Origin of the sequence: Citrobacter sp. Cm046, assembly GCF_030333065.1 — a bacterium.
Classification (GTDB): domain Bacteria; phylum Pseudomonadota; class Gammaproteobacteria; order Enterobacterales; family Enterobacteriaceae; genus Citrobacter; species Citrobacter murliniae.
Map to the genome: position 1 here is coordinate 228,731 of NZ_JAOWGP010000042.1, position 13,597 is coordinate 242,327.

General features: G+C 51.8%; 13 protein-coding genes and 1 tRNA gene. 5 read left to right on the plus strand and 9 right to left on the minus strand.

Annotation, left to right across the window (positions count from 1 at the left end):
- The first annotated feature begins 267 nt into the window (after positions 1-267).
- From OGX98_RS15315 to luxS, 5 genes are all read left to right on the plus strand, one after another.
- A tRNA-Arg gene (locus OGX98_RS15315) sits at positions 268-344 on the plus strand.
- A 306-nt stretch (positions 345-650) separates the two neighbouring features.
- Entirely contained in the window at positions 651-1,217 is a 567-nt protein-coding gene (yqaB, locus tag OGX98_RS15320; protein WP_048220699.1) for a fructose-1-phosphate/6-phosphogluconate phosphatase, read from the plus strand.
- Complete coding sequence (locus OGX98_RS15325) at positions 1,214-1,642, plus strand: YqaA family protein (RefSeq protein ID WP_045446605.1); 429 nt, start codon at positions 1,214-1,216, stop codon at positions 1,640-1,642. The genes yqaB and OGX98_RS15325 overlap by 4 nt, the downstream gene beginning before the upstream one ends.
- 76 nt (positions 1,643-1,718) lie before the next feature.
- A complete protein-coding gene (gene gshA, locus OGX98_RS15330) occupies positions 1,719-3,275 on the plus strand; it encodes a glutamate--cysteine ligase (RefSeq protein ID WP_286595487.1) in 1,557 nt (518 codons plus the stop codon).
- A 149-nt stretch (positions 3,276-3,424) separates the two neighbouring features.
- Complete coding sequence (luxS, locus tag OGX98_RS15335) at positions 3,425-3,940, plus strand: S-ribosylhomocysteine lyase (protein WP_286595488.1); 516 nt, start codon at positions 3,425-3,427, stop codon at positions 3,938-3,940.
- A gap of 128 nt (positions 3,941-4,068) precedes the next feature.
- Here luxS and emrB read toward each other — a convergent pair whose 3' ends face one another.
- From emrB to proV, 9 genes are all read right to left on the minus strand, one after another.
- A complete protein-coding gene (gene emrB / locus OGX98_RS15340) occupies positions 4,069-5,607 on the minus strand; it encodes a multidrug efflux MFS transporter permease subunit EmrB (protein ID WP_286595489.1) in 1,539 nt (512 codons plus the stop codon).
- A 16-nt stretch (positions 5,608-5,623) separates the two neighbouring features.
- On the minus strand, positions 5,624-6,796 hold the full coding sequence (emrA, locus tag OGX98_RS15345; protein WP_045446596.1) for a multidrug efflux MFS transporter periplasmic adaptor subunit EmrA: 1,173 nt from the start codon (positions 6,794-6,796) through the stop codon (positions 5,624-5,626).
- Between the two features lie 129 nt (positions 6,797-6,925).
- Entirely contained in the window at positions 6,926-7,456 is a 531-nt protein-coding gene (gene mprA / locus OGX98_RS15350) for a transcriptional repressor MprA (RefSeq protein ID WP_045446593.1), read from the minus strand.
- Positions 7,457-7,546: 90 nt separating this feature from the next.
- Positions 7,547-7,882 (minus strand): L-valine transporter subunit YgaH, encoded by a 336-nt coding sequence (gene ygaH / locus OGX98_RS15355; RefSeq protein WP_045446590.1) that lies wholly within the window; start codon positions 7,880-7,882, stop codon positions 7,547-7,549.
- Positions 7,872-8,609, minus strand: coding sequence for an AzlC family ABC transporter permease (locus OGX98_RS15360; RefSeq protein WP_225761557.1), 738 nt, complete (start codon positions 8,607-8,609; stop codon positions 7,872-7,874). Before OGX98_RS15360 ends, ygaH begins: the two co-directional genes overlap by 11 nt.
- A gap of 122 nt (positions 8,610-8,731) precedes the next feature.
- A complete protein-coding gene (locus tag OGX98_RS15365) occupies positions 8,732-9,916 on the minus strand; it encodes an MFS transporter (protein ID WP_045446584.1) in 1,185 nt (394 codons plus the stop codon).
- A gap of 164 nt (positions 9,917-10,080) precedes the next feature.
- Entirely contained in the window at positions 10,081-11,076 is a 996-nt protein-coding gene (gene proX / locus OGX98_RS15370) for a glycine betaine/L-proline ABC transporter substrate-binding protein ProX (protein ID WP_200012345.1), read from the minus strand.
- Positions 11,077-11,262: 186 nt separating this feature from the next.
- Entirely contained in the window at positions 11,263-12,327 is a 1,065-nt protein-coding gene (proW, locus tag OGX98_RS15375) for a glycine betaine/L-proline ABC transporter permease ProW (RefSeq protein ID WP_045446578.1), read from the minus strand.
- Positions 12,320-13,522, minus strand: coding sequence for a glycine betaine/L-proline ABC transporter ATP-binding protein ProV (gene proV / locus OGX98_RS15380; RefSeq protein ID WP_045446575.1), 1,203 nt, complete (start codon positions 13,520-13,522; stop codon positions 12,320-12,322). Before proV ends, proW begins: the two co-directional genes overlap by 8 nt.
- Positions 13,523-13,597: the final 75 nt, after the last annotated feature.

The window sequence follows — 13,597 nt, forward strand, 5'->3', positions numbered from 1 at the left end:
CGTAGCTCAGCTGGATAGAGTACTCGGCTACGAACCGAGCGGTCGGAGGTTCGAATCCTCCCGGATGCACCATCTTCTCCGAGATAACAGCTAAGCTGTTGTTTCATGGTCTGCGAAATAATCGCGAGCACCAGGGAGGATAGCGTTGCTTCAGCAACGACCCGTAGGGCAAGGCGCAGCCGAGTAATCCTCCCGGATGCACCATCTCTTACTTGAAACCGTTTTTATAGCGATTTCAGTATCGGCAGTAAAATAAGTTTCCCTGATGCATCCGTAGCTCAGCTGGATAGAGTACTCGGCTACGAACCGAGCGGTCGGAGGTTCGAATCCTCCCGGATGCACCATCTTCTCCAAAATAACAGCTGGATTGTTGTTTCATGGTCTGCGAGATAGTCGCTAGAACCAGGGAGGATAACGTTGCTTCAGCAACGGCCCGTAGGGCGAACGTCAGTGAGTCATCCTCCCGGATGCACCATCTTCTCCGAGATAACAGCGATTCTGTTGTTTCATCATCTGCAAGATAATCGCAAGTTTCTATTCTCCTCCTTAGTCATTTTCCTTCTATCTGAACAATCCTCAATTCTCCGTCAGCGACAAAATCAATCAATTACGATAAAATAACGTCTGGTCATTCGGCTTGTGAGAAGACGATGTACGAACGTTATGCGGGTTTGATTTTTGATATGGATGGCACCATCCTGGATACTGAACCGACGCACCGTAAAGCGTGGCGTGAAGTATTAGGGCGCTATGGACTACGTTTTGATGAGCAGGCCATGGTTGCACTCAACGGCTCCCCAACATGGCGTATTGCCCAATCGGTTATTGAACTGAATCAGGCCGATCTGGATCCTCATGCACTGGCTCGCGAAAAAACCGATAAAGTTAAAAGCATGCTGCTGGACAGTGTCCAGCCTTTGCCGTTAGTCGATGTGGTGAAAGCCTGGCATGGTCGTCGGCCAATGTCGGTAGGTACCGGGAGCGAAAGTGCGATTGCTGAAGCTCTGCTCGCTCATCTCGGGCTGCGTCACTATTTTGATACTGTCGTTGCTGCAGACCACGTGCAATGCCATAAGCCTGCTCCTGATACGTTCTTACTGTGTGCCGAGCGTATGGGGGTGGAGCCAACTCGCTGCGTAGTATTTGAAGATGCCGATTTTGGACTGCAGGCGGCATACGCAGCCGGAATGGATGCCGTGGATGTCCGGTTATTGTGAGTGATGGACTGTCGCTCCTGTCACTGTTTGCCAGCAGTTTTCTCAGCGCCACGCTATTACCTGGTAATTCTGAAGTTGTTTTAGTGGCTTTGCTGGTCTCTGGGGTAAGTCATCCCTGGGTCTTAGTCTTAACAGCAACAATGGGTAATAGCCTTGGAGGGTTAACTAACGTTATCCTTGGGCGTTTCTTTCCGTTGCGTAAAACATCACGCTGGCAAGAGAAAGCCACTGGCTGGTTGAAGCGCTATGGCGCTGTCACACTATTATTAAGCTGGATGCCAGTTGTGGGTGATTTACTGTGCCTGTTAGCGGGATGGATGCGTATCTCGTGGGGCCCGGTGATGTTTTTTTTATGTCTTGGCAAAGCGCTGCGCTACGTTGTGGTGGCAGCGGTTACGACGCAAGGCATTATGTGGTGGCACTAATTGTGTTGTGGATAGCCTGTAGGGTAACCAATACCATTATGCTAATTAAAACGATTTTGACAGGCGGGAGGTCAATTTGATCCCGGACGTATCACAGGCGCTGGCCTGGCTGGAAAAAAATCCCCAGGCGTTAAAGGGGATTCAACGTGGGCTGGAGCGTGAAACGCTGCGCGTTAATGCTGATGGCTCATTGGCAACGACGGGACATCCTGATGTATTAGGCTCAGCGCTTACGCATAAATGGATAACCACCGATTTTGCCGAAACGCTGCTGGAGTTTATTACTCCTCCTGGCGACGACATTCAGAAAATGCTCACATTCATGCGCGATCTGCATCGCTATACCGCCAGAAACCTTGGCGATGAGCGTATGTGGCCGTTGAGCATGCCTTGTTATATTGCCGAAGGTCAGGATATTGAACTGGCGCAGTACGGTACTTCAAATATTGGTCGTCTGAAAACGCTCTACCGTGAAGGCCTCAAGAACCGTTACGGCGCGTTGATGCAAACCATCTCCGGCGTACATTACAATTTTTCTCTGCCAATGGCATTCTGGCAGGCAAAGTGCGGCGTAACGAGCGATGATGACGCCAAAGAGAAAGTCTCCGCAGGCTACTTCCGTCTGATCCGTAATTACTACCGTTTTGGTTGGGTGATCCCGTATCTGTTTGGTGCCTCTCCGGCAATTTGTTCCTCCTTCTTGCAAGGAAAACCAACGACCCTGCCGTTTGAAAAAACCGACTGTGGTATGTATTACCTACCATATGCAACGTCTCTGCGCCTGAGTGACCTGGGTTATACCAATAAGTCGCAAAGCAATCTCGGAATTACGTTTAACGATCTGCATGAGTATGTGGCAGGATTGAAGCGCGCGATTAAAACCCCTTCCGAGGAGTACGCGGCGATCGGTCTGGAGAAAGACGGTAAGCGGCTGCAAATCAATAGCAACGTGCTGCAGATTGAAAACGAATTGTATGCACCTATTCGCCCGAAACGCGTTACTCGCAGTGGTGAATCGCCGTCTGATGCGCTTCTGCGCGGCGGCATTGAGTACATTGAAGTGCGTTCGCTGGATATTAACCCATTCTCACCCATTGGCGTGGATGAGCAGCAGGTGCGTTTCCTCGATCTGTTTATGGTTTGGTGCGTACTGGCTGATGCGCCGGAGATGAGTAGCGATGAGCTGTTATGCACTCGTACTAACTGGAACCGTGTGATTCTGGAAGGACGTAAGCCGGGCCTGACGTTAGGCATTGGCTGCGAAACTGCCCAGTTCCCGCTGCCTAAAGTGGGCAAAGATCTGTTCCGTGATCTGAAACGCGTAGCACAAACGCTGGACAGCATCCACGGCGGAGAGGAATATCAAAAAGTCTGTGATGAACTGGTCGCGTGCTTTGACAACCCTGAACTGACATTTTCAGCCCGGATCCTGCGGTCTATGATTGATACAGGCATTGGCGGCACTGGCAAAGCGCTGGGAGAGGCTTACCGTAATCTGCTGCGTGAAGAGCCGCTGGAAATGTTGCAGGAAGAAGAGTTTATTGCTGAAACCGAGGTATCAAAGCGTCGTCAGCAGGAAATTGAAGCGGCCGATACTGAGTCGTTTGACGTGTGGCTGGAAAAGCACGCCTGATACAAAAGAAAAAGGCCACTCGGGAGTGGCCAAAATTTCATCTCTGAAAACAGGGATGATGATAACAAATGCGCGTCTTTCATATACTGAGACTCGCCCCGGAACAAAGAGTTCAGATTATTTTTAAAAAATTTATCGGAGGTGGCTAAATGCCGTTGTTAGATAGTTTTACTGTCGATCATACCCGGATGGAAGCTCCTGCAGTCCGGGTCGCAAAAACGATGAACACCCCGCATGGCGACGCAATCACCGTGTTTGATCTGCGTTTCTGTATTCCAAACAAAGAGGTGATGCCTGAGAAAGGTATCCACACTCTGGAACACCTGTTTGCCGGTTTTATGCGTAACCACCTCAACGGTAATGGTGTCGAGATTATCGATATTTCTCCAATGGGATGTCGTACCGGTTTCTATATGAGTCTGATTGGTACGCCTGAAGAGCAGCGCGTGGCTGATGCCTGGAAAGCAGCGATGGCTGATGTGCTGAAAGTGCAGGATCAGAATCAGATCCCGGAACTTAACGTGTACCAGTGCGGCACGTATCAGATGCACTCCCTCAGTGAGGCGCAGGATATTGCACGCCATATTCTTGAGCATGATGTGCGCGTCAACAGCAATGAAGAGCTGGCGTTGCCGAAAGAGAAGCTGCAGGAACTGCATATCTAGTTATCGCGCCGGAGGATGGTGCCTACGCACCTTATCTGGCCCTACAGAATTGTGCTGAGTGCAGGCCCGGTAAGCAACGAACTACCGGGCAATAAAAAAGGGCCCACACGGGCCCTTTTTACGTTCTGTTAGTGCGCACCGCCACCACCACCGCCCGCGCCAAATGGCGGTTTGGCAAACCAGACCAGCCCGAGCAGCACCAGGAAAATCCCCGCCGACATCCAGAAGATTTCGTTAGCAGAAATAATCAGGCCCTGGTTAGTAATTTGCTGCGCCAGCCAGTCGGAAGCCTGCTGCTGGGTCATCCCCAGCCCCTGCAACTGGTCATACATAGCCTGTGCGTTGGGGTTGTATGGGTTGACTGACTCCGTCAACTGCGCGTGATGGAGCGATTCACGGTTAGTCCACATTGTCGTTGTAATCGACGTTCCGATAGAACCGGCCAGTGTTCGCGTAAAGTTAGACAAGCTTGATGCCGCCGCCAGACGCTCAGGTGGTAAACCTGACAGTGTGATAGTGGTCAGTGGCATAAAGAAGCAGGCCACGGCGAATCCCTGAATAAACTGCGGCCAGGCAGACGCGCCAAAATCCATACCAGGTTCGAACGTCCATGCACGCCAGTAAAAACAGACGGCGTACATAATAAAGCTGAACGTAACCAGTCGACGCATATCCAGCTTGTGCGCGAAGCGACCAATAATCGGCGACAGGAGCACAGGAATCACCCCAACCGGTGCGGATGCCAGACCCGCCCAGGTCGCAGTATATCCGTAGACTTCCTGCAACAGCTGTGGCAACAGGACGATTGCACCGAAGTAGAGCATATAGGCCAGGCTGATACACAAACAGCCGATGGTAAAGTTTCGCGACTTAAACAAGGAGAGGTCGACAATTGGGTTATCGTCGGTGAGCTCCCAGACAATCAGGAAGCTGATGGCCACTACGGCGACTACCGTCAGGATGATAATCTCCTGCGAGGCAAACCAGTCCAGCTCTTTGCCGCGGTCGAGCATGATCTGCAAACTACCGATACCGATAACCAGCAGTGCCAGACCAATCGCGTCAATGCGCCGCTGTTCGGTACGAGTTTCCCGACCACGCAGGGTTTGCAGCGTCATCAACACCACCACAACGCCGATCGGCACGTTAATGAAGAATATCCAGCCCCAGTGATAGTTGTCGCTGATGTAGCCCCCGAGAATCGGGCCACAAATAGGTGCGACAATCACCGTCATCGACCAAAGTGCCAGGGCGATAGACCGCTTGGCAGGAGGATAGTTATTCAGTAACAGGCTTTGTGACAGTGGAATTAACGGGCCGGCGACAATCCCCTGAATCACACGGAAGAAAATCAGCATGGTCAGGCTGTTGGACATCCCACATGCCCATGACGCAATAACGAAGGCAATGGTAGACCACATGAAGAGTCTGACTTCGCCAAAGCGCTTTGCCAGCCAGCCGGTGATCGGGATGGAGATAGCATTCGCCACACCGAAAGAGGTGATCACCCAGGTCCCCTGGCTCAGCGAAGAGCCCAGGTTCCCGGCGATAGTGGGGATCGCCACGTTCGCAATGGTGGAGTCCAGCACCTGCATGAATGTCGCCAGGGAAAGCGCGATCGTCATGATGACGAGCTGCGCGCCTTCCAGCGGTTTTTGCTGTTGCATCACACGCACCTTTGAATTAACCCGCGTTGGCCCGCACGATCTCTTCGATCATCTTATTGACCGGATCAAGGTTGATTTCACGTGCATTACTTTCAGCTACCGGTGTCGTACGGACCTGGCTTGCCAGAATCTGTCCGTCACGATTTGAGGTATCTACCGTAACCAGCGTAGACAAACCAATACGCAGTGGATGCTGCGCCAGTTGCTGCGCATCCAGCTCGATGCGAACCGGCAGGCGCTGTACCACTTTGATCCAGTTACCGGTCGCGTTTTGTGCAGGTAACAGGGAGAAGGCGCTGCCTGTCCCCATATCCAGGCCGACAACTTTACCAGTGTATTTAACGTCATCGCCGTAAATATCACTGATAACCGTAGCAGGTTGGCCGATACGCATATGGGCTAATTGCGTTTCTTTAAAGTTTGCATCCACCCACAGGTTAGTGGCTGGTACGACCGCCATCAGCGGCGTGGTCGGGCTAATCTGCGCGCCAGGCTGCACGGCACGGCGGGAAACATAACCGGTCATCGGGCTGACGATTTTGGTACGTTCAAGCGCCAACCAGGCATTACGCACTTCGGTGGCTGCCTGTTGTACGGCAGGCTGATCTTCCAGTCGGCTTCCGAGGATCATCGCCTGGTTCGCATTATATTGTTGGATTGCGACATCAAGCTGAGCCTGAGCACTGGCGACGGCATCGCGGGCATGTTGCAGCTCTTCGCGACCAATCAGGTTGGCATTACCCAGTGGAACCCGGCGATTAAAGTCGCTCTGGGCCTGGGCCAGTGCCGTTTTTTGCACTTCAATGCTGGCCTGTAGCTGTTTGCTGTTGATCATCAGCTGATGCGTCTGGCGCACGCTGGAGGCCAACGCAGTTTTGGCTTTTTCAAATGCCTGCTTAGCATCCGTCTGGTCGAGTGTGACCAGCACATCGCCTTGTTTGACATAGTCAGTGTTATCAGCCCAGACTTTCGTCACGCTGCCTGATACCTGAGCCATGATTTGAACCTGGTTCCCTGCCACGTAGGCATCGTCAGTCTCTTCGATATGACGCAGTACTAAAAACCAATAAATCCCATATGCCACGGCAATGATAATAAAGAGCAAGGTCAGAAGGAGCAGCGCACTTTTACGTTTGCCATTCTTATTGACCGGTTGCTGCGGGGTTTGAGTCTCCGCATTTGCGCTCATGTTGTTCTCCACGATCTTATTTTTTTCACATCGGCTGAGCCGACCTGTTTATCAGAAAGGCCAGCAGTATGACGTGCTGGCCTGTCGGTTTTTCATTTATAAATCTGGATTTTTGAGCGAGTCAGCGCATTAGCGCAGCGCTTCTAATACCGTGCCATCTTGTTCCATCTGATCAAGACGGGTCAGAAGCTTACGAGTGATTTGCTCAAGCTGATCTTTTTCGGTGGCGCTGAGAGAGGACCAGAGTTGATGCAGGCAGCTATGCTGAGGCGGTAATACTTCCTGCAAAAATGCATGGCCTTTCTCGGTCAATTGCAGATGCAGACAGCGGCGATCGTTATCGCTTTCGCGACGTTCGATCCAGCCACGTTTTTCTAACTCATCCGCGATGCGGGTGGCGTTAGTCCGCGACGAGCCAAGCGCGCAACTCAGTTCAGAAGGCTGAATACTGTGGTTTTCCTGAGACTCCAGCGTAATCAACGCCATAAACAATGTCTCGTTAATCCCTTGAGCTTTCAGCATTTTATTGCGGTTTTCCAGCAGCTTGCCCTGCATATGCATGCAAAGACGAGTGAGAAGAACTTCCTGATAAGGGAACTCTTCGTAGCGGCTGGCGCGAAATTTTAGCATTTGTTCAATGGGCGTAAACGAACTATCCATTTGGGTATAACCTCATTAATTTCAGCCGATATAGTAACGACAGTGACAAATAAAGTAAATGTATTATTTAATTAAAATGATTATTTTTATCTATAAAACAACCAGCATTTTCCATGCTAATCCATAGCACAGAGCACTCAACAATGTCGGAATGATGATGCTTCGGGTTTTATAGAAACTTGCGCCCAGTACAATAAACCCCACCAGTGTAGGCACAAACCGACGGGCGTCGTGCATCACTTCTGGTGCGGTAGACACCACCAGCAGGGCGCAAATTGATGCAATGCCGATAGTGTCGAGTAGTATGCCTGTCGCGCCGCGTTTAGTCGGGCGAACATTTCCCATCCCCAGACGGAGTGGCAAATAGCGAAAACAGTAATTGACGCCACCGACCAACAGGCCGAGCAGCAGAACCTCATAGCTCATCAGGACCCCCTTGCCAGAATGACTGGATGAGCGCCGTCAGGCATCCGCAGACAATGCCTGCCAGGATCGCGACGGGGATAGAAAACAATATTACCCCCGTCAGCGCTCCGGCTAATGCCGCAGTGACGCATAGCGCCTGTGTACGCTGGAAAGAGGCGAGCAGAAAGCTCATAAACAGAGCCGGGAGCATAAATCCGAGAGCCGCTTCGACCGCCGGAAAGTCCTTCAGTAAACCACTGCCAGAAAATGCGCCAATAATCGTGCCGAATACCCAGGAAATCCATGAGCACAGCGCAATGCCGATCATCCAGTTTTCACTCCAGCGCCGGTTATCCCGTACCAGCTTTGCCGTTGCAGCAGCGAACACCTCATCGGTGAGACCAAAGGCCCACAGCGCGCTTTTGGGTTTGCTGAGTCGTCGGGCGATACGGCTACGCAGGGAAGGGCCATACAGAACGTGGCGAACATCCATTGCCATCACGGTAAGCGCGGCGATCCACAGTGAGCTTCCTGCGGCGAGCATGGTGGTGATGACAAACTGACTGGCTCCCGCGTAAATAATGCAGGAGAAAAAGAGGCTTTCAACGGGAGTAAAGCCCAGGCGAGTTGCATTGAGACCAAATGCAAATGCGACCGGAATATAACTGATGACTATCGGCAGGCTGTCTTTGACCCCTTCCGTTAACGTTGCCGGGCTGGGGTCAGACTGGGGAACAGGGCTTTCCATAGGATTATAGGCTTCATTACCGAAATTAAAATAACCTGGCTCAATGAGTTATAACCTTAGCAGACTGATGAGCTCCTTAACACCCTGAGGAGCTTAATCAGAGATAAACGAGCTGTATCCGCTTAATTTACGGCTTCCTGGCGGTGAAAACCTCGCCACCAGACCAGCAGGTTGAGTACGGCAACGGTCATACCCGCCAGGCAAACGCCAGCCCAGCCGGCATGCTGCCAGGCAGAAGCAGAAATCAGCGAACCTGCCGCTCCGCCAATAAAATAGCTGGTCATGTATCCGGCAGTCAGCCGATTACGTGCATCCGGATGGATGCGATAAATAACCGTCTGGTTGGTGATATGAACACCCTGCACGGTGAGATCCAGCACCAGGATTCCGATAATCAGCATTGGCACTGATGTATGCCCGAACCAGATAGCCAGCCAGGAGAATAACAGTAATAACAGACCGATGGTGGTCGTGAGATGTGATTTACCCTTATCGGCAAATCCCCCAGCAGGGCGAGCGCCTAACGCACCGGCAGCACCAGCCAGACCAAACAGACCGATCATGCCTTCTGAATAGTTAAATGGCGGCGCGGCGAGCAAAAAGGCCATTGATGTCCAGAGAATACTGAAGTTGGCAAAGGTCAGGCAGCCCAACATCGCACGGGTACGCAGCAGCTTGTCGTGGATAAACAGGCTGAAGACGGAACCTAACAGTTGCGGATAGTTGAGATGGGTTTCAGATTTCATCTTCGGCAGGCCGCGCCACAGCGCGATAGCCATCAGCGCCATCAGTACCGACGCCACCCAAAACACAGTGCGCCAGCCGCCCAGATTGGCCAGTAATCCGGCGACGGTACGCGCCAGCAGAATGCCCAGCAACAGACCACTCATAATTGTGCCAACGACTTTGCCGCGCTTGTCCGGCGTGGCGAGCGTTGCCGCCAGCGGAACCAGAATTTGTGCCACCACGGAAAAGAGTCCGGTCAGCGCCGTACCGAGGATCAGCATTGTCAATGACTGACTGCTGGCGGTAATTAACATGCCGCCAGCCGCTAACAGCGTCATGGAGACAATGAGCATCCGACGTTCAAACATATCGCCAAGCGGCACCAGAAACAGCAGGCCTGCAGCATAACCAAGCTGCGCGGCGGTGACGATAAAGCCCGCAGTACTGGCCGACAACGAAAAGTTACGCGCAATGGTGTCGAGTAGCGGTTGCGCGTAGTAGTTACTGGCGACGGCCAGACCGGTTGCGATGGACATTAAAAGGATCAGCGACGGGCTAAGTCCATGAGTGGTTTTAGTCATTGTTTTCAACTGAATAATGGGTTTCAGAAAACAATCATAACGGAAGCAGCTACATGTTGCAGATTTGTTAGGTGATAGATTGTGCGGTTATGGGGAAGGGAGAGAAGTGCGCTGGTTACCAGGCCGGATGGTGGCGTCGCGCCGCCATCCGGCATAAAGGGGAATTACTTCTGCGCGGCCAGCGCTTCTTTCACCCAACCGTCGAACTGCTGCTGGTGGGCTTTAATCCAACCATCAACGTGGCCCTGTACGTCTGCTTCAGAAGATTTACCGTCATGCATCATCGCGTTCTGCGCGTTGATATCTGCCAGCGGCAGCTTCATCAGCGCGAACAGTTTTGCCGCCGCCGGGTTTTTTTCGGCCCACGCCTTGTTAGCAACGATATGCATAGTGTTTACCGGGAAGCCGTAGTTAGCGCCGTTTGGCAGTTTGGTATCAATATCTTTCTGCTCACCTGGAAGGGAAGAGAACGGTACCTGCAACCAGACCACATCTTTGCCCGGCTTCATTACGTCGCTCACCCAGTACGGTGTCCAGGTGTAGTAGAGGATCGGTTTGCCTTCCTTAAAGCGGGTAATGGTATCGGCCATCATCGCCGCGTAGTTACCGTGACTGACATCGACCGTTTTTTCCAGATCGAATGCTTTGTTCTGGTGGTTGATAACGGCTTCACAGCCCCAGCCTGGTGAACAGCCCATCATGTCGGCTTTACCGTCGCCATTGGTATCAAAAATTTTGGCAATCTTCGGATCTTTCAGTTGGGCGATATTGGTGATTTTGTACTGCTCAGCGGTTTTCTTGTCGATCAGATACCCCTGCGCCGCACCTGTTACGAATACCCCCTCGCGATAAAACTTTTTATTTCCGCCTGCTGCGGCATACATATCATCATGCAGCGGCTGCCAGTTCACGGCGGTAAAAGTCGCATCGCCAGAGGCAATGGAGGTGTAGCCGACGTTGTAGTCAACTTCACTCGCTTTGTTGACGGTATACCCCAGTTTTTCCAGCGCGCGGCTGACCAGTTGCGTCTGGAAGGACTCTTCAGAGATGGTGCTCTGGATAGGTTGTACAGTGATGCCTTTGCCCGGCAGGTCGGCAGCGAAAGCGCTGGTAGAGACAAGGGTGGCAAACGTTGTGGCAAGGATTATATTCTGTCGCATCGTTGTTCCTTATTACACTTCATCTTTCAAGCTGACTCTTTGTTGGCTGCTCTTATGTACTCGTCACATACTGTTTGTACGCTTCCGGGATACTTCGTGTGCTGCCGCGGTGCAACTTAAATGATTTTGTGCAAAGTTTATGAGTTTCAGGCCCGGCGAGCGCAATGCCACCGGGCAATGGGTGAATTACTTAATGAAAGGACGGGTGAAAAGCCCGACAGGTCCGGTGGTGTACCAGCGACGGTTACCGCGGCTACGCGAGTCGCGACCGACAGCCTGTGTCAGACGATCCAGAATAATGGCGAGGATAACAATCCCGACCCCACCGACGGTAGCCAGCCCCATATCCAGACGACCGATACCACGCAGGACCATCTGACCAAGCCCACCAACCGCTATCATCGAAGCGATAACGACCATGGAAAGGGCGAGCATCAGTGTCTGATTAACCCCCGCCATGATGGTCGGCATCGCCAGCGGCAGCTGTACTTTAAACAGCATCTGACGCGGACTGGCGCCAAATGAGCGCGAGGCCTCAATCAGATCGGCTGGCACCTGGTTAATCCCCAGAATGGTCAGACGCACGATTGGCGGCAGGGCGAAGATAATCGTCACGACTACCCCCGGTACGTTGCCGATACCGAACAGCATAACAATCGGCACCAGATAGACGAACGCAGGCGTGGTTTGCATTGCATCCAGCAGGGGACGAACAATTTTTGCCGCTCGGGGACTACGCGCCAGCCATATTCCCATTGGCAGGCCGATCACCACGCAAAACAGCAGCGCGGTCAGTACCAGTGCCAGGGTTATCATCGCCTGCGACCATGCGCCAATTGCGCCAATAGCAATCAATGAGATTAAGGTGGCAACACCCATCCCGACGCCGGAAATCTGCCATGCGATCAGTGCAAAAAGAACAATCGCTACAGGTGCAGGCATACCCAGCAGCAGCTGCTGGAAGCCATTAAGGATGTAATCTACCGGAACACGAATGCCCTGGAAGACAGGACGGAAATGGGTTACTACCCAGTCAATCCCTTCGGTAACCCAGCTATCCAGCGGGATCAGCGTTTTATGGAAGGGATCCATAATGTTGAAATGTTCAGGCGCTGGTGCGGGTGCGCTGGTCAGCCAGTCTGCGCTGCCTCCGTCGGCTGGCGCACCAGACGGCGTACTCCAGGCATCAGCGGATTGTGCGGCGCTATCGGCCGCTGGTGTGGTATCCCACGGATTCGTTTGATCAGCCATTGTTTGCCCCCTCGCGATCTAAAGCCTGTAACAGCATGCGTTTTGAAATAATGCCCACATACTGCTGTTCCTCATCGACAACCGGTACGGCGCATGGCGCCTGACCAACATGAGAAAGCAACTCGCTCAGAGGGGTTTGTGCATCTACAGCTAACGGTTCATCAATTAAAGCTGCTTCAATACCTTGTGACTGGCTTAAGGCTGCTTTTAATGAGTCGATGGAGACGACGCCAATGAATTTATTACCGCGTTCAATTACGTAACCATATTCACGATCTTTATCCTGCAATAATTGCAGGGCCGATCGTGGACCTACGCCTGGTGTTTTACGAATTAAGCCCTCAGGGCTACGGCGTGAAATATCTTTCGCGCTGAATACCTGGCTTATATCAACACCACGGAAGAAAGTGCGCACATAATCATTTGCCGGATTATTCAGGATCTCATCCGGTGTACCGACCTGTACCACCTCGCCATTTTGCATAATGGCAATTCTGTCGCCAATGCGCATAGCTTCATCAAGATCATGGGAAATAAAGACCACGGTACGCTGATGTTTCGCCTGCAGTTTTACCAGTTCATCCTGCATCTCAGTTCGAATTAACGGATCGAGCGCTGAGAAAGCTTCATCCATTAATAAGATGTCAGGGTTAATGGCTAATGCACGGGCAAGGCCAACACGCTGGCGCATACCACCGGAAAGCTCATCCGGATAACCGTGAGCGTAATTCTCTAATCCGACCTGGCGTAGCGCATCCAGCGCTTTTTCACGACGAGCATCTGCGGCAATACCGGCTAATTCCATACCGAATGCTGTATTGTCCAGTACCGTCATGTGCGGCATCAATGCAAAGGACTGGAAAACCATCGCAATCTTTTTTCTGCGCACCTCGCGAAGCTCGGCATCTGATATTTTGGCAATATCTACGCCATCAATCAGTACCTGTCCACGGGTGGGTTCAATCAGGCGATTGAGAAGGCGTACCATTGTGGATTTACCCGAGCCGGATAATCCCATGATGACAAATATCTCGCCTTCTTCAATGGCCAGACTGGCGTCTTTAACGCCAAGCGATAGCCCTGTTTTATCCAGAATTTGCTCTTTTGAAAGTCCTTTTTCAATATATTTGAACGCTCTCTGTGGATGCTCGCCAAATATCTTATAGAGGTTTTTAACTTCTAATTTAATTGCCATGCAATAGAATGATTCCTGTTATTTGTTTATATCGATATATTACCTGATGGAAATAGTTACCTTTTTCTACCCTAA

Coding starts and splice junctions, on each gene's coding strand:
- yqaB (WP_048220699.1), top strand. CDS start 651: ATGTACGAACGTTATGCGGGTTTGATTTTTGATATGGATGGCACCATC.
- luxS (WP_286595488.1), top strand. CDS start 3,425: ATGCCGTTGTTAGATAGTTTTACTGTCGATCATACCCGGATGGAAGCT.
- emrB (WP_286595489.1), bottom strand. CDS start 5,607: ATGCAACAGCAAAAACCGCTGGAAGGCGCGCAGCTCGTCATCATGACG.
- emrA (WP_045446596.1), bottom strand. CDS start 6,796: ATGAGCGCAAATGCGGAGACTCAAACCCCGCAGCAACCGGTCAATAAG.
- mprA (WP_045446593.1), bottom strand. CDS start 7,456: ATGGATAGTTCGTTTACGCCCATTGAACAAATGCTAAAATTTCGCGCC.
- ygaH (WP_045446590.1), bottom strand. CDS start 7,882: ATGAGCTATGAGGTTCTGCTGCTCGGCCTGTTGGTCGGTGGCGTCAAT.
- OGX98_RS15360 (WP_225761557.1), bottom strand. CDS start 8,609: ATGGAAAGCCCTGTTCCCCAGTCTGACCCCAGCCCGGCAACGTTAACG.
- OGX98_RS15365 (WP_045446584.1), bottom strand. CDS start 9,916: ATGACTAAAACCACTCATGGACTTAGCCCGTCGCTGATCCTTTTAATG.
- proX (WP_200012345.1), bottom strand. CDS start 11,076: ATGCGACAGAATATAATCCTTGCCACAACGTTTGCCACCCTTGTCTCT.
- proW (WP_045446578.1), bottom strand. CDS start 12,327: ATGGCTGATCAAACGAATCCGTGGGATACCACACCAGCGGCCGATAGC.
- proV (WP_045446575.1), bottom strand. CDS start 13,522: ATGGCAATTAAATTAGAAGTTAAAAACCTCTATAAGATATTTGGCGAG.